The organism is Rhodococcus spongiicola, from assembly GCF_004011835.1.
Taxonomy (GTDB): domain Bacteria; phylum Actinomycetota; class Actinomycetes; order Mycobacteriales; family Mycobacteriaceae; genus Prescottella; species Prescottella spongiicola.
Genome location: NZ_RKLN01000002.1, coordinates 431,464 through 446,820, shown reverse-complemented (window position 1 = coordinate 446,820; position 15,357 = coordinate 431,464). Strand labels below are relative to the sequence as shown.

The following is a 15,357-nucleotide window of genomic DNA, read 5'->3' as shown; positions in this document are numbered from 1 at the left end:
ACCGTCGTGGTCACCGCCGGACCGAACCGATCGAATACCCGGACAGTCGCGGCATCGTGATGTTCGGGGTCACTCCGGTTCGAGGGTCATTCCGGTTTGACACGTCGCCCGAGCAAGATGCCGACCGCGTCGCGGACCGCCAACCCCTCATGGCAAACCTGATGGACGGCATCGGTCAGCGGCATCTCGACCCCGTGAGCAGCCGCGAGTGCCCGCACCGAGGTACAGGACTTGACGCCCTCGGCGACTTGCCCGTTCGTCGCGGCCTGCGCGCTCTCGAGAGAATCGCCGAGTCCCAGCCGCTCACCGAACGACCTGTTGCGTGACAGCGGAGAGTTACACGTTGCGACCAAATCGCCGACGCCGGCGAGACCCGCCAGTGTCGGCGCCTTGCCGCCCAGCGCGACACCGAGCCGGATGGTCTCGGCAAGGCCACGTGTGATCAGGGTCGCGATCGTGTTCTCGCCCAGCCCGATTCCGGAAGCCATACCGCACGCCAACGCGATGACGTTCTTGCACGCACCTCCGATCTCGCAACCGATCACATCGGTGTTCGTGTAGGGGCGGAAATAGCCTGTTGCACAAGACTTCTGGATGGCCATCGCGCGTGCCTCATCGGTACAGGCCACGACGGTCGCGGTCGGCTGTTCCAGCGCGATCTCACGAGCGAGATTCGGCCCGGACAGTACCGCGACCCGGGACGGGTCGACCGCGGCCACTTGGGAGATGACCTCGCTCATCCGCAGCAGGGTGACACTCTCGATACCTTTCGCGAGGCTCAACAGTGTCGCGTCGGCGCCGATCGCCCCGGCCCACCGCTCGAGGTTGCCGCGCAACGACTGTGACGGCACCGCGAGCACGACGATGTCGGCCCCGTCGAGCGCCTTCTGGTGGTCGGCCGTGGCGGACAACGCCGCCGGGAGCGTGATCCCGGGCAGATAATCAGGGTTCTCGTGACGCGTGACGATCGCGTCGGCTACCTCGCTCCGCCGCGTCCACAGGGTGACGTCGGTCCCCGCGTCCGCGAGCACCTTCGCGAACGTGGTCCCCCACGAGCCCGCACCCAGCACCACTGCCTTGGTCACACCGCCCCTCCGATCCGCTCACCACTCGCACCATTCACTGCCCACATCGTTTCGCCGCCGACCGGCCCTCTTCGTGGACTACCTCGAGTTTGTCGACTACCTCGACAACACGATATCCCGCCGGGGCGCGAGGGGCGCCGGTCGCAGGTAACCGCTGCTGCTGGCAAGATTGCGCGCATGCAGGCGCGGTACCGCTCGGAACCAGCGATGCACGTCCATGTCCTGGTTGCGGTCAAGGAACTTCGGATGGCGAAGTCACGGCTCGCCGAGTCCCTGTCGGCTGCTGATCGCACCGACCTCGTCGCCGCGATGCTGCACGACACGCTGGGCACCCTCGTGGAAGCGGGACTCGCCGCCGATCCGTCCTCCGGTATCACCGTCGTCACCCCGGATCCGGCGGTGGCCGCAATCGCGGAAGAGCACGGGGTGCAGCACTGGCCGGATCCGGACCCGACGCGTACCGGTGAGTCCGGTCTCAATGCCGCGCTCGTCGCAGCCGAAGCGGGACTCACCTCGGACCCCGACTCGACCGATCTCGTGGCGCTGCAAGCGGATCTGCCCGCGCTGCGGGCCGGCGAACTGCTCGATGCCCTCGCGGCAGCTCGACGCGTCGGTCGCGCGATCGTCGTGGACCACGCGGGCACCGGAACCGCAGCACTGTTCGCGTGCGGAACCGGGTGCTCGCTCGACCCCCGTTTCGGGTCGGACTCGGCCGCCCTTCACGTCGCGTCCGGTGCCCAAGCACTCGAAGGCGACTGGCCGGGTCTGCGGCAGGACGTGGACACCGTCGCCGATCTCGAGGCCGCCGCCCGACTCGGGCTCGGGCCGGCGACCTCCGCGGTCCTCGAACGTATTGCGTGTACGCCCGATCTCGGGCGGCCATTCTCACCGTGAACTCCCTATGCTCACCGTGAACTGCTCACGATCGACTGTCGCGCCCGCAATTCTCGAGGGAGGATCGAGGGGTGAGCAACGAGAATGCGCTCGAGCAACGCACCACTACCAAGCGATCGCGCGGGGACGGCTCCGGCGCCGACCGTAAGATTTCGGTCGGCGGACTCGACGGCGGGCACACCCCCGGCCTTCCCACGGCACCTCCGGCCGCGACCCCGACCGGGATCGCCAATGGGGGGCTGCCGTCCAACCGCTACCTCAATCGCGAACTGAGTTGGCTCGACTTCAACGCTCGAGTCCTCGTGCTGGCCGAGGACACCTCGATCCCGCTTCTCGAGCGGGCGAAGTTCCTCGCGATCTTCGCCTCCAACCTCGACGAGTTCTACATGGTGCGTGTCGCGGGCCTCAAACGCCGTGACGAAACCGGACTGTCCGTCCGATCCGCCGACGGACTGTCCCCGCGTGAGCAATTGGCGTTGATCGGGGCCCGCACCCAGGAGACTTCCGACAAGCACGCCCGGGTGTTCCTCGATTCGGTCCGTCCGGCGCTCGCCGAAGAGGGCATTTCCATCATCAGTTGGTCCGACCTCGACGCGGACGAACGTCGCCGACTGTCGGACTACTTCCATGAGCAGGTTTTTCCCGTCCTGACGCCACTCGCCGTCGACCCTGCACACCCGTTCCCGTACATCAGTGGCCTGAGTTTGAACCTCGCGGTGACGGTCAAGGACGCGACCACTGGCGGTGAGCACTTCGCGCGAGTGAAGGTCCCGGACAACGTCGATCGTTTCGTTCGAGTCAAGCGCACGGGGGACGCCCCCGGCGCCATCGCCGCGTTCCTGCCAACCGAGGACCTCATCGCGGCGCATCTCGACGTGCTCTTCCCAGGAATGGAAGTCGTCGAGCACCACGCCTTCCGAGTTACCCGGAACGCCGACTTCGAGGTCGAGGAGGACCGGGACGAGGATCTCCTGCAGGCGCTCGAACGTGAACTGGCCCGACGCCGGTTCGGATCCCCGGTCCGGCTCGAGGTGGCCGATGACATGACCGAGCACATGCTCGACTTGCTGCTACGGGAACTCGACGTCGATCCGGGTGACGTGATCCAAGTTCCTGGCCTCCTCGATCTTTCGTCCCTGTGGCAGGTGTACGGCGTCGACCGACCCGGTCTCAAGGACGCACCCTTCGTTCCTGCGACCCACCCCGCGTTCGGTGAGCGCGAGACCCCGAAGAGCGTGTTCTCGACGTTGCGCGACGGTGACATTCTGGTACAGCACCCATACGACTCGTTCTCGACGAGCGTGCAACGATTCATCGAACAGGCCGCAGCAGACCCCCAGGTGCTCGCGATCAAGCAGACCCTCTACCGCACCTCGGGCGACTCGCCAATCGTCAACGCACTGGTCGATGCCGCAGAGGCCGGCAAGCAGGTAGTGGCACTCGTCGAGATCAAGGCCCGGTTCGACGAGCAGGCGAACATCAAGTGGGCACGCAAGCTCGAACAAGCTGGCGTCCACGTCGTCTACGGCCTCGTCGGACTCAAGACGCATTGCAAGACATGCCTCGTGGTACGCCGGGAAGGCTCCACGATCCGCCGTTACTGCCACATCGGAACCGGGAACTACAACCCCAAGACCGCCCGGTTGTACGAGGACGTCGGCCTGTTGACGGCAGCGCCGGAACTCGGCGCCGACCTGACCGATCTGTTCAACTCGCTGACCGGATACTCGCGGAAATCGCAGTACCGCAACCTACTCGTCGCGCCGTACGGTATTCGCACCGGAATCATCAGCCGGATCGAGGCCGAGATCGAGCACAAGAATGCCGGTCGTGAGGCCGGAATTCGGCTCAAGGCCAACGCGCTCGTCGACGAGCAGGTGATCGACGCGCTGTACCGCGCATCTCTCGCAGGTGTCCCGGTCCGGGTCGTCGTGCGAGGCATCTGCGCGCTCAAGCCGGGAGTTCCGGGGTTGAGCGAGAACATCGAGGTCCGGTCTATCCTCGGCAGGTTCCTCGAGCACTCACGGATCCTGCACTTCAGAGGCGCGAACGAATTCTGGATCGGAAGTGCAGACATGATGCACCGCAACCTCGATCGGCGGGTCGAAGTGATGGCACAGGTCAAGGACCCCCGCCTGACCCTCCAACTCGACGAGATCTTCGAATCTGCACTCGATCCGACCACTCGGTGCTGGGTGCTGCAGGCGGACGGCAGCTGGCAAGCGTCGCCTGCCCGCGGCGAGGAGGTCCGCGAGCACCAGGAGGCTATGATGCAACGCCGTAGGGCCAAGGCTTGACCGCCACCTGCCCGACGCGGGCTGCCGAGGACCACAACACCGTGGCCGATGGAAGGAACGAAATCCCTTGAAGCCCGAGAATCAACGCGCCGACAAATCGACGAGCGACAAACCAGTCAAAGCAAACATTTTCGCGGCGGGAGCAGTTCTGTGGCGAAAGTCCTCGTCGAATCCCTATGAGATCGAAGTCGCTCTGATTCACCGGCAGCGTTATGACGACTGGTCATTTCCCAAGGGCAAAATCGACCCCGGCGAAACCTCGATCGTCGCCGCCGTGCGCGAGATCCACGAGGAAACGGGAATCAACGCGCGACTCGGTCGGTACCTGTCGGGCGTGACCTATCCGATACCCGGGCACCGCAAGCTCAAGCGGGTCGAATACTGGGCGGCCGAGGCAGTCTCGGGCGAGTTCGAACCCAATGACGAAGTCGACGAGCTGCTCTGGCTCGAGCCCCACCAGGTCGCCGAGCACCTCTCGTATCCGATGGATCGCACAATTCTCCGGCGGTTCACCCAGGTGCCGCCGGATACGACCACCGTACTGCTCGTCCGGCACGGCAAGGCTGGGAACAGCAAGAAGTACACAGGAGACGACATCGTGCGCCCCCTCGATGCCAAGGGGAAGGTCCAGGCGGAAGCCCTTGTCGCACAGCTGGAGGCTTTCGGGGCGACCGAGATCTCGTCAGCAGACCGTACACGGTGCATTCAGACCGTCGAGCCGCTCGCCGAGAAGCTCTCGGTTCCGATTCGGATCGAGCCGCTGCTGTCCGAGGAGGGATATGCCGCCGACCCGGCGGGGGCACGGGCCCGCGTGCGCAAGATCGCGGCGATGGGAGGCGTCCAGGTGATCTGTAGCCAAGGCGGGGTAATCCCGGATCTCACGCGGTGGTGGGCCGATCGTGACGGGATCCCCTTGCCTCCCGCACGAAACCGGAAGGCGAGTACCTGGGTTCTGTCGCTCTCCGGCGGCCGACTCATGGCGGCCGACCATCTTGACAGCCCACTCCCCATCATTCGCAACGCGAACTGATCCGAACGATCTACCGTCACCGCAACTCGGCGGCCCCGGGACAAGTCCCGTGGCCGCCGAGTCGATTACGGAGTGTTCCGGTCCAGTGACACCGGAGCGCTGCAGTACTACCTGCGGGCGCCGCGCTTCGCCGGAGCCTTCTTGGCTGCGGTCTTCTTGGCGGTCCTGGCCGGAGCCTTGGCCGCAGTCTTCTTGGCCGCAGTCTTCTTCGCCACGGTCTTCTTCGCCGCAGTCTTCTTCGCCACGGTCTTCTTCGCCACGGTCTTCTTCGCCGCAGTCTTCTTCGCGACGGTCTTCTTCGCCGCCACCTTCTTCGCAGGAGCCTTGGCCGCAGTCTTCTTCGCGACGGTCTTCTTCGCGGCAGTCTTCTTCGCGACGGTCTTCTTCGCCGCCGCCTTCTTCGCGGGAGCCTTAGCTGCAGTCTTCTTTGCCGCCGCCTTCTTAGCAGCCGCCTTCTTAGCAGCCGCCTTCTTAGCAGCGGTCTTCTTGGCCGCAGCCTTCTTCACAGGCTCTGCCGCACCACGCTTGACGGCCGGTCCAGCGGCAGGGAGCTTTTGGCCGCCGGCAATAAGGGCCTTGAACTGAGCTCCGGGACGGAAGGCCGGGACCGACGTCGGCTTGACCTTGACGGTCTCGCCGGTGCGCGGGTTACGTGCGACTCGTGCGGCGCGGCGGCGCTGCTCGAAAACGCCGAAGCCCGTGATGGTCACGCTCTGACCGGCGTAGACGGCACGCACGATTGTGTCGACGACATGCTCGACCGCCTCGGTGGCGGTGCGTCGATCCGTGCCCAGTTTCTCGGTCAGAACATCGATGAGCTCTGCCTTGTTCATGGAATTCCTCCGCAGACTAATGGTCCACCGTCGGACCGACTAGGAACTACGGTAAACCCGAAAACGGCAAGAGTCTATGTGGCACGCCAATTCTCATCCAAAACGGCCCCCCAATCTGCGATAGATGGGAGGCCGTGTCGGTGGTCATTTTGTGTCAATTGTCGTTCACGACCGAACTCGGAAGCGTCACAGGTTTCCATGAAGGCCTTGACTTTTCGAACTCAGAAATCGCCTCTACCTGGCGTAACGTGAGGCCGATATCGTCGAGACCCTCCAACAGACGCCATCGTGTGTAGTCGTCAATCTCGAAGCGCACCACCACCGTTCCGGCGGTCACCGTCTTGTCCTCCAAATCGACGACGAGGTTGAGTCCTGGCTGCTCCTCGAGGAGCTTCCACAGCATCTCGACATCGCTCTGGTCGACCTGCGCGGCCAACAGGCCAGCCTTGCCGGCGTTGCCGCGGAAGATGTCTGCGAAACGGGACGCAATTACGACTCGGAAGCCGTAGTCGGACAACGCCCAGACGGCGTGCTCCCTGGACGAACCGGTGCCGAAGTCCGGACCGGCCACGAGAACCGTGCCCTTGTCGTATGGTTCTACGTTCAGGATGAATTCGGGGTCGTTACGCCACGCAGCGAAGAGTCCGTCCTCGAATCCGCTGCGAGTCACCCGCTTCAGGTACACAGCGGGAATGATCTGATCGGTGTCCACGTTCGAGTGACGCATCGGAACGCCGATTCCCTTATGAGTGGTAAAGGCTTTCATCGTTTTCTCCTAGTTCCCCCGGTCGTTCCCTCGGTCCCCTTGGGACCTATGCCAGGTCTGCGGGTGCCGCAAGCGTGCCCCGAACCGCGGTCGCCGCCGCGACCGCGGGGGAGACCAGGTGCGTACGACCACCCTTGCCTTGGCGGCCTTCGAAATTCCGGTTGGAGGTCGAAGCCGAACGCTCACCGGGCGCCAACTGGTCCGGATTCATGCCGAGACACATCGAACAACCAGCCTGCCGCCATTCGGCACCTGCGCTGGTGAAGATCTCACCCAGACCTTCGTCCTCCGCCTGTGCACGCACGCGCATCGAGCCGGGAACGATGAGCATTCGGACCCCCTCGGCCACGTGGCGGCCCTTCAGAACCTCTGCGACAGCGCGCAGATCCTCGATACGCCCGTTGGTGCACGATCCCACGAACACGGTGTCCACGGAGATCTCACGCAGCGGAGTACCCGCGTCCAATCCCATGTACGCGAGGGCCTTCTCGGCGGCGAGGCGCTCGCTCTCGTTGGTGATATCTGCCGGGTTCGGAACCGAATCCCCCAGCGGAGCACCCTGGCCGGGGTTGGTTCCCCACGTCACAAACGGCGTCAGTGACGTGGCATCGATGTGGACCTCGGCATCGAAGACCGCGTCATCGTCAGTCTTCAGCTGCTCCCAGGCCGCGACGGCCGCATCCCAGTCCGCGCCCTGCGGTGCGTGCGGGCGGCCCTTGATGAACTCGTAGGTGGTCTCGTCAGGCGCAATCATTCCTGCGCGAGCACCGGCCTCGATCGACATGTTGCAGATCGTCATCCGGGCTTCCATCGACAGCTTCCGGATCGCCTCACCGCGGTACTCGATCACATACCCTTGTCCGCCACCGGTCCCGATCTTCGCGATCACCGCGAGAATGAGGTCCTTGCTCGTGACACCGTGCGGCAGCTCACCGTCGACCGTGATCGCCATGGTCTTGAACGGCCGCAGCGACAGGGTCTGCGTGGCCATCACGTGCTCGACCTCGCTGGTACCGATTCCCATTGCTAGAGCACCGAAAGCGCCGTGCGTGGACGTATGGCTGTCCCCACAGACGACAGTCATGCCGGGCTGCGTCAGACCCAACTGTGGACCGACCACATGCACAATGCCCTGATCCAGATCGCCCATAGGGTGCAGACGGACTCCGAACTCCTTACAGTTCTTCCGCAAGGTTTCGACCTGGGTTCGTGAGACCGGATCCGCGATCGGCTTGTCGATGTCGACCGTCGGGACATTGTGGTCCTCGGTGGCGATCGTCAGATCCGGCCGGCGCAGCTTGCGCCCAGCCAGTCGGAGCCCATCGAAGGCCTGTGGGCTGGTGACCTCGTGAACAAGGTGCAGGTCTATGTGGATCAGGTCCGGCTGCCGTGCCGCACCCTCTCCCTCTCCACGCACGACTACGTGCTCGTCCCACACCTTCTCGGCCAGAGTGCGTCCTCTGTGAACCATCTATTCCACCTCTGCAATCAGAATTTCGCGCCGCCGAGTTCGGGGCCGACCCGTGTCGCCTGACGCTTCGAACCATCCGCTCCACTTTTCGGTTATGATCCCACCATACGAGAACGGAGTATCGACCTATGAGACAGCATAGCGGCATCGGAGTGCTCGACAAAGCAGTGGGCGTACTTCATGCGGTGGCCGAACAGCCATGCAGCCTCACCGAACTCTGCAACCGCACCGGGCTCCCCCGCGCCACCGCGCACCGCCTCGCGGTCGGCCTCGAGGTCCACCGACTTCTGACCCGCGACACGGAAGGACTGTGGCGGCCCGGCCCCGGCCTCAGCGAGCTTGCCGCCGGGGCCACCGACACCCTCGTCGACGCCGCAGCCCTAGTCCTCCCCCGGCTGCGTGAGATCACTGGTGAGAGCGTCCAGTTGTACCGCCGCGAGGGCGTCCAACGTGTGTGTGTCGCTTCCATGGAACCGCCGACCGGCCTACGGGACACCGTTCTCGTGGGTGCCCGACTGCCGATGACGGCCGGGTCTGGGGCCAAGGTCCTTCTCGCATGGGCCGACCCGCAGACGCAGCGTGCCATCCTTCCCGAGGCGTCTTTCGGCGAGCGAGTGCTCGTCGAGGTCCGGCGTCGCGGCTGGGCGCAGAGCGCCGCCGAACGAGAACCCGGCGTCGCCAGCGTCGCAGCACCGGTGCGCGACGCGGCCGGCAACGTCGTGGCCGCGATATCGGTCTCGGGCCCGATCGACCGCATGGGCCGGCGCCCGGGTGCTCGTTGGGCGGCAGATCTGTTGGCCGCGGCCGAGGCCCTGCACAAGCGCCTCTGACGCAGCAGCCGACCCCCTTTGGGCGTGGACAGCGTGATTCGTGGCACAGTCGTTCGAGAGAACGAATTCCAGCCGAGTGGAGGTATTGCTGTGGGAGTCAATCAGCGCGGACAGATCACGATGACGGTTGAAGAAATCACCGAGTTCATCGAGCGCAGCCGCGTCGGCACGATGGCCACGATCGGACCGAACGGCATGCCTCACCTCGTCGCCATGTGGTACGCGGTGATCGACGGCGAGCTGTGGTTCGAGACCAAGGCGAAGTCCCAGAAGGCCGTCAACCTGCGCCGCGACGATCGCCTGACCGTGATGATCGAGGACGGCGACACCTACGACACGCTTCGCGGCGTCGCGATCGAGGGCCGCGGCGAGATCATCGACGACCCGGAGGCGCTGTTCAAAGTGGGAATCAACATCTGGGAGCGCTACACCGGCCCGTACTCCGAGGACGTCAAGCCCGCTGTCGAGATGATGCTGCACAAGCGAGTTGCCATCCGGGTCGTTCCCGATCGTGTCCGTTCATGGGACCACCGCAAGCTCGGCCTGCCGGCGATGCCCGTCGGCGGCTCGACGGCCGCCTACCTCTAGTCCCGAAACACCGAACCACCAAAGGGAAACACCCTCCGATCACATGATCGGAGGGTGTTTCCGTGGTAGCCCCGACGGGATTTGAACCCGCGCTACCGCCTTGAGAGGGCGGCGTCCTAGGCCGCTAGACGACGGGGCCAGGACTGTGTTGCTCTGCAAATCCACTTCGCAAGAAAGCCTCCGCTGATCGGAGGACATTTCCGTGGTAGCCCCGACGGGATTTGAACCCGCGCTACCGCCTTGAGAGGGCGGCGTCCTAGGCCGCTAGACGACGGGGCCGAGAACTTGCATCCAACACTGTATGACTGCGCAGCTCTGACGAACGATCACAGTGTATGTACCGAAACACCTTGCAAACGAGGCGTTGCAGTTGGAAGGTCCGATAAGCCGCAACTCACCGGAATCCCAGAGGCTTTCGCCTCTCGAACTTCCGCTGGGGTACCAGGACTCGAACCTAGAATGGCTGAACCAGAATCAGCTGTGTTGCCAATTACACCATACCCCAATGGCCTGTTCCGAACGCCTTACCCTTACGGGCCGTAGCGTCCGCTCCGAGCCGAGAGAAAGGTTATCAAACCCCTACCCAGTTTCCACAAATTACCTGGTCGACGGGCAAAAATCGGGCGATACCGGAATACTCGCGCACGGCCGCCGAGGTCCAATCCTGCCCTGCTCGACGGCCCTGCGTTCGCTCGGCGGCCCCGCGTTGCGGTGTCAGGCGATCGCAGCGCGCGCGGAGCGCAGGCGTGCGAGCGTCGTCTCCCGTCCCAGCAGTTCCATCGACTCGTAGAGCGGCGGGCTCACGTGTGAGCCTGTGAGTGCGACGCGCACCGGCGCGAACGCCTTGCGCGGCTTCAACCCGAGCTTCTCGATCAGCGCCGTCTTGAGCGCCTCCTCGAGATCCGCAGTCGCCCACACGGGCAGGGCGTCGAGGGCGGTGATGGTTTCGTCGAGCACCGGAGCGGCGTCGGCGCCGAGGTTCTTCGCCGCGGCCGCAGGGTCGATGGAGAATTCCGACTCGTCCACGAGCAGGAACTTCAGCAAATTCCACGCATCGGAGAGCACGACGATACGCGTCTGCACCAAGTCGGCTGCGACATCGAACTGCTCGGCGGAGAGCGCGTCGACCGGGTGACCGTGCGTGGTCAGGTAAGCACGCAGGCGGGCGGAGAAGTCCGCCGGCTCGAGAAGCCGAATGTGCTCGGCGTTGATCGCGTCGGCCTTCTTCTGATCGAAGCGGGCCGGATTCGAGTTCACCTTGGAGATGTCGAACGCACTGACCATCTCGTTGAGCGAGAACACATCGCGGTCGTCGGCGAGACCCCACCCCAGCAGGGCCAGGTAGTTGAGCAGGCCTTCCGGGATGAATCCACGGTCACGGTGGATGAAGAGGTTCGACTCGGGATCGCGCTTGGACAGCTTCTTGTTGCCCTGGCCCATCACGAACGGGAGGTGGCCGAACTCCGGTGTGAATTCAGCGACACCGATGCGCTGCAACGCCTCGTACAGTGCGATCTGACGCGGAGTCGACGACAGCAAATCCTCACCCCGGAGGACGTGTGTGATCTTCATCAAGGCATCGTCGACCGGGTTTACCAGCGTGTAGAGCGGAATCCCGTTCCCACGAGTGAGCGCGAAGTCCGGCACAGTGCCGGCCTTGAATGTCATCTCACCGCGCACGAGGTCGTTCCAGGTCAGATCATGGTCGGGCATCCGCAAACGCACAACGGGCTTGCGACCCTCGTCGAGGTAGGCCTGCCGCTGCTGCGCCGCCAGGTCTCGGTCGAAGTTGTCGTAGCCGAGCTTGGGATCGCGTCCAGCCGCCTTGTGCCGCTCCTCGACCTCCTCCGGGGTGGAGAAGGACTCGTACGCCTCGCCCGACTCGAGTAGGCGACGAACGACGTCGAGATGCAGCTCGCGCCGCTGCGACTGCCGGTACGGCTCGTGGGGCCCGCCCACCTCCGGTCCCTCGTCCCAGTTCAGACCCAGCCAGCGCAACGTATCGAGCAGCGCCTCGTACGACTCCTCCGTGTCACGGGCGGCGTCGGTGTCCTCGATGCGGAACACGAACGTGCCGCCGTGGTGACGTGCGAACGCCCAGTTGAACAGCGCGGTCCGGACGAGCCCGACGTGCGGGGTCCCGGTGGGTGACGGACAGAAACGAACGCGTACTTCGCTGGTGGTCATGGCTCACTTCGATAGGGGCTACTGGGCGCGGCTGGACGCTGGAAAGGACCTCTACAGGCTAGCTGTGTGCCGGTTCCGTGCACACCTGGAGCAGACACCGATCAGCGCTTGGCGGCAACCGGATTGGTCAGGGTTCCGATGCCGGCGACGGTGACGCTCACGGTCTGGCCGTCGACGATCGGGCCGACCCCCTCGGGCGTACCGGTGAGAATGACGTCCCCCGGCAGCAACGTCATGACCGTCGACACCCACTCGATGATCTTCGGAACATCGTGCAGCAGAAGCGAAGTGCGGCTGCGTTGCTTGAGCTCGCCGTCGACCTCGGTCTTGATCTCGACATCCGAGATGTCGAGGTTCGTCTCGATCCACGGACCCAACGGACAGAACGTGTCGTACCCTTTGCCGCGCGTCCACTGACCGTCCCGACGCTGCTGGTCACGCGCCGTGACATCGTTCGCGACGGTGTATCCGAGGATTACCTCGCGTGCCTTCGCTGCGGGAACATCCTTGCAGGGCCGACCTATGACGACCGCCAATTCACCCTCGTAGTGCACCTCATTCGACGAGGGTGGCAGCACTATCCCGGCGCCCGGACCCACGATTGCGGTGTTGGGCTTGATGAAGATGACCGGATCCTCGGGTGCCTCGCCACCCATCTCGGCCGCGTGTGCCGCGTAGTTCTTGCCGACGCAGATCACCTTGCTGGCGAGAATCGGGGCCAGCAGGCGCACGTCGGCGAGGGGCCAGCTGCGACCGGTGAAAGTCGGTTGCCCAAAGGGATGTTCGGCGATCTCCTTAGCAGTCTGCGCGTCGCCCTCCCCCTCGATCGACACGAAAGCAACTCCGTCCGGACTGGCGATTCGACCTAGGCGCATGGAGCCGAGTCTATCGAGTCGGGGCGGCCGACTCCGGACTACCCGTCGCGCTCGAGACGCTCGAGGGTCTACACTTCGTACGGATCCATATTCTAGGACCGCTATTTCATATATTGGGATTCTTATGGATGAGACCAGGCACCAGGACGTGCGCGTCAGTGCGACACAACGCTGGTCGATGCTGGGGCTGGGCGTGCTCGCACAGACCGCGGGCGCACTGTTCTCCAATGCCCCCGCTTTCCTGCTTCCCACATTGGTCGACGACCATGGAATGGGGCTCTCGCGCGCCGGTCTCCTGGTGTCCGCACCAACAGTCGGGATCCTGGTCAGCCTGATCGCCTGGGGTGTCGTGGTCGATCGGATAGGGGAACGAAAGGTCCTGGTCGTAGGCATGGCGATCACTGGGCTCGCGAGCGCCGGCGCCGCGCTCAGCTCGTCGTTCGCGATGCTGGGCGGGTTCCTGCTCATCGGCGGGATGGCGGCGTCGAGTGCGAACGCAGCCAGCGGGCGGGTCGTGGTCGGATGGTTCCCGCCGGCGCGACGCGGCCTTGCAATGGGCATCCGGCAGATGGCCATACCACTGGGCGTGGCTGTCGCCGCGCTGACGGTGCCACGGATCGCCGAATCTCACGGTGTCGGTTGGGCATTGGTACTACCGGCCGTTGTGACGTCGATCGCGGCGGTGACCTGTCTCTTCGTCGTAGACCCGCCCCGGCCTGCCCGCTCCGCAGCACAAGACTCCGGTCTGCTCGACAACCCGTACCGCGCATCGAGTGTTCTGTGGCGAATCCACGGCGTATCGGTCATTCTCGTCGTCCCGCAGTACCTGGTCTGGACGTTCGCGCTGCTGTGGCTCATAGCGGATCGCGGCTGGTCCGCTGGATCGGCCGGGGTCCTGATCACCGTGACCCAATTACTCGCCGCCGCAGGCCGGATCGCCGCCGGAGCACTGTCCGATCGGGTCGGCAGCAGGATGCGTCCGCTGCGCTGGGTCGCGATGGTAGCCGCGGCCACGATGGGCGCACTGGCGCTGACGGACTGGCTGAACTCCCCACTGGCCGTAACGCTGCTGGTGCTGGCATCGGTGATCACCGTGGCGGACAACGGGCTGGCGTTCACAGCCGTCGCCGAGATCGCCGGACCGTACTGGAGCGGCCGGGCGCTCGGCGCGCAGAACACAAGCCAGTACCTCGCCGCGTCGCTGGTGCCGCCGGTGTTCGGAGCGGTGATCGGCACCGTCGGCTTCCCACTGACATTCGCGATGACCGCGCTCTTCCCCCTCGTGGCCCTACCCCTGGTGCCGAAGGATCGGCCCGGACGGCAGTAGACCCGGAACCGGACCAGGACCCAGACCGGGAACCGACGGGGCCGCCGCCCGGATTTCGGGCGGCGGCCCCGTCGCCGTAGAAAACGTCGAAGTAGAAAGCGTCGCCGTCGAAAACGTCGCCGTCGAAGTCGAGTTCGCCTAGACGGCCGCGGCGATGCGGTCGCCGACCTCGGTGGTGACTATCGGGGCGCCACCGCGCGACTTCAGATCCGCCTCGACGGCACGCTCGACACGTGCCGCATCCTCCTCACGACCCAGGTGGCGCAGCAGCATCGCGGCCGACAGTATTGCGGCGGTCGGGTCCGCGACGCCCTGGCCGGCGATGTCCGGCGCCGACCCGTGGACCGGCTCGAACATCGACGGGCTCTTGCCCGACGCATCGATGTTGCCGCTGGCCGCCAGGCCGATACCGCCGGTGACCGCGCCCGCGAGGTCGGTGATGATGTCGCCGAACAGGTTGTCCGTGACGATCACGTCGAACCGCTCCGGGTCGGTAACCATGTAGATGGTCGCCGCGTCGATGTGGCAGTACGCCGTGTCGACGTCCGGGTACTCGGCGCCGACGGTCTCCATCGCACGGGTCCAGATGCGGCCCGCGTTGGAGAGCACGTTCGTCTTGTGGATCAGCGTCAGGTGCTTACGGCGGGTCCGCGCCAGCTCGTACGCGTAGCGGACGACGCGCTCGGCACCGAACCAGGTGTTGACCGAGACCTCGGTGGCAACTTCCTGCGGAGTGCCGACGCGGATCGAGCCACCGTTACCGGTGTACGGCCCCTCGGTGCCCTCCCGGACCACGACGAAGTCGATGTCCGGGGCGGCGGCCAGCGGCGACTTCGAGCCCGGATAGGTCCGGGCCGGTCGCAGGTTCACGTGATGATCGAGCAGGAACCGCATGTTCAGCAGCAGGCCGCGCTCGAGGATGCCCGGGGCGACCAGCCGAGGGTCGCCGATGGCACCGAGCAAAATCGCGTCGTGTCGACGGATCTCGTCGAGTTCGGCCTCCGGCAGCAGTTCGCCGGTTTCGTTGTAGCGCTTGGCACCGAGGTCGTACTCGGTGGTCTCCACGTCGGGAACCAGCTTCCGTAGCACCTTCAGTGCTTCCGCAGTTACCTCGACACCGATGCCGTCACCGGGGATGACCGCGATCTTCATGGACACACTCTCTTCCTGAGTT

Annotated in this window: 13 protein-coding genes and 3 tRNA genes; 6 read left to right on the top strand and 10 right to left on the bottom strand. The window is 64.9% G+C overall.

All coding sequences use genetic code 11. The features are described from left to right. Nucleotides 1-86: 86 nt before the first annotated feature. Nucleotides 87-1,085, bottom strand: coding sequence for an NAD(P)H-dependent glycerol-3-phosphate dehydrogenase (locus tag EF834_RS06820; RefSeq protein ID WP_127946444.1), 999 nt, complete (start codon nt 1,083-1,085; stop codon nt 87-89). A 177-nt stretch (nt 1,086-1,262) separates the two neighbouring features. Between EF834_RS06820 and cofC the strand changes: the two genes are divergently transcribed. The 3 genes from cofC (at nt 1,263) to EF834_RS06805 (ending at nt 5,306) form a co-directional block, all read left to right on the top strand. Then, on the top strand, nt 1,263-1,979 hold the full coding sequence (gene cofC, locus EF834_RS06815) for a 2-phospho-L-lactate guanylyltransferase (protein ID WP_127946443.1): 717 nt from the start codon (nt 1,263-1,265) through the stop codon (nt 1,977-1,979). A gap of 149 nt (nt 1,980-2,128) precedes the next feature. Then, nucleotides 2,129-4,276, top strand: a complete 2,148-nt coding sequence (locus EF834_RS06810; RefSeq protein ID WP_268960968.1) for an RNA degradosome polyphosphate kinase — start codon at nt 2,129-2,131, stop codon at nt 4,274-4,276. Nucleotides 4,277-4,343: 67 nt separating this feature from the next. Beyond that, complete coding sequence (locus tag EF834_RS06805; RefSeq protein WP_127946441.1) at nt 4,344-5,306, top strand: NUDIX hydrolase; 963 nt, start codon at nt 4,344-4,346, stop codon at nt 5,304-5,306. Between the two features lie 107 nt (nt 5,307-5,413). Here the strand turns inward: EF834_RS06805 and EF834_RS06800 are convergent, their stop codons facing one another. From EF834_RS06800 to leuC, 3 genes are all read right to left on the bottom strand, one after another. Next, a complete protein-coding gene (locus EF834_RS06800; protein WP_127946440.1) occupies nt 5,414-6,139 on the bottom strand; it encodes an HU family DNA-binding protein in 726 nt (241 codons plus the stop codon). Nucleotides 6,140-6,293: 154 nt separating this feature from the next. Beyond that, entirely contained in the window at nt 6,294-6,905 is a 612-nt protein-coding gene (gene leuD / locus EF834_RS06795) for a 3-isopropylmalate dehydratase small subunit (protein WP_127946439.1), read from the bottom strand. A gap of 46 nt (nt 6,906-6,951) precedes the next feature. After that, a complete protein-coding gene (leuC, locus tag EF834_RS06790) occupies nt 6,952-8,376 on the bottom strand; it encodes a 3-isopropylmalate dehydratase large subunit (protein WP_127946438.1) in 1,425 nt (474 codons plus the stop codon). Nucleotides 8,377-8,504: 128 nt separating this feature from the next. Between leuC and EF834_RS06785 the strand changes: the two genes are divergently transcribed. Both EF834_RS06785 and EF834_RS06780 read left to right on the top strand, forming a co-directional pair. Continuing rightward, nucleotides 8,505-9,206, top strand: coding sequence for an IclR family transcriptional regulator (locus EF834_RS06785; protein ID WP_127946437.1), 702 nt, complete (start codon nt 8,505-8,507; stop codon nt 9,204-9,206). A gap of 90 nt (nt 9,207-9,296) precedes the next feature. Then, nucleotides 9,297-9,794, top strand: coding sequence for a pyridoxamine 5'-phosphate oxidase family protein (locus tag EF834_RS06780; protein ID WP_127946436.1), 498 nt, complete (start codon nt 9,297-9,299; stop codon nt 9,792-9,794). A gap of 63 nt (nt 9,795-9,857) precedes the next feature. On the opposite strand, the gene EF834_RS06775 is transcribed toward EF834_RS06780, so the two are convergent. The 5 genes from EF834_RS06775 to EF834_RS06755 form a co-directional block, all read right to left on the bottom strand. Then, a tRNA-Glu gene (locus EF834_RS06775) sits at nt 9,858-9,933 on the bottom strand. Between the two features lie 64 nt (nt 9,934-9,997). Beyond that, nucleotides 9,998-10,073, bottom strand: a tRNA-Glu gene (locus EF834_RS06770). A gap of 154 nt (nt 10,074-10,227) precedes the next feature. Further along, a tRNA-Gln gene (locus tag EF834_RS06765) sits at nt 10,228-10,299 on the bottom strand. A gap of 209 nt (nt 10,300-10,508) precedes the next feature. Continuing rightward, nucleotides 10,509-11,981, bottom strand: coding sequence for a glutamate--tRNA ligase (gene gltX / locus EF834_RS06760; RefSeq protein ID WP_127946435.1), 1,473 nt, complete (start codon nt 11,979-11,981; stop codon nt 10,509-10,511). 101 nt (nt 11,982-12,082) lie between these two features. Further along, on the bottom strand, nt 12,083-12,856 hold the full coding sequence (locus tag EF834_RS06755; RefSeq protein ID WP_127946434.1) for a fumarylacetoacetate hydrolase family protein: 774 nt from the start codon (nt 12,854-12,856) through the stop codon (nt 12,083-12,085). Nucleotides 12,857-12,980: 124 nt separating this feature from the next. Between EF834_RS06755 and EF834_RS06750 the strand changes: the two genes are divergently transcribed. Next, nucleotides 12,981-14,183, top strand: coding sequence for an MFS transporter (locus EF834_RS06750; RefSeq protein WP_206615193.1), 1,203 nt, complete (start codon nt 12,981-12,983; stop codon nt 14,181-14,183). 138 nt (nt 14,184-14,321) lie between these two features. On the opposite strand, the gene EF834_RS06745 is transcribed toward EF834_RS06750, so the two are convergent. Then, on the bottom strand, nt 14,322-15,335 hold the full coding sequence (locus tag EF834_RS06745; RefSeq protein WP_127946730.1) for a 3-isopropylmalate dehydrogenase: 1,014 nt from the start codon (nt 15,333-15,335) through the stop codon (nt 14,322-14,324). Between the last annotated feature and the right edge of the window lie 22 nt (nt 15,336-15,357).

What these genes read in the sequence shown, in the direction of transcription:
- EF834_RS06785 (WP_127946437.1), top strand. Translation starts at nt 8,505, where the DNA reads ATGAGACAGCATAGCGGCATCGGAGTGCTCGACAAAGCAGTGGGCGTA.
- gltX (WP_127946435.1), bottom strand. Translation starts at nt 11,981, where the DNA reads ATGACCACCAGCGAAGTACGCGTTCGTTTCTGTCCGTCACCCACCGGG.
- EF834_RS06745 (WP_127946730.1), bottom strand. Translation starts at nt 15,335, where the DNA reads ATGAAGATCGCGGTCATCCCCGGTGACGGCATCGGTGTCGAGGTAACT.
- cofC (WP_127946443.1), top strand. Translation starts at nt 1,263, where the DNA reads ATGCAGGCGCGGTACCGCTCGGAACCAGCGATGCACGTCCATGTCCTG.
- EF834_RS06750 (WP_206615193.1), top strand. Translation starts at nt 12,981, where the DNA reads ATGGATGAGACCAGGCACCAGGACGTGCGCGTCAGTGCGACACAACGC.
- EF834_RS06755 (WP_127946434.1), bottom strand. Translation starts at nt 12,856, where the DNA reads ATGCGCCTAGGTCGAATCGCCAGTCCGGACGGAGTTGCTTTCGTGTCG.
- leuD (WP_127946439.1), bottom strand. Translation starts at nt 6,905, where the DNA reads ATGAAAGCCTTTACCACTCATAAGGGAATCGGCGTTCCGATGCGTCAC.
- leuC (WP_127946438.1), bottom strand. Translation starts at nt 8,376, where the DNA reads ATGGTTCACAGAGGACGCACTCTGGCCGAGAAGGTGTGGGACGAGCAC.
- EF834_RS06800 (WP_127946440.1), bottom strand. Translation starts at nt 6,139, where the DNA reads ATGAACAAGGCAGAGCTCATCGATGTTCTGACCGAGAAACTGGGCACG.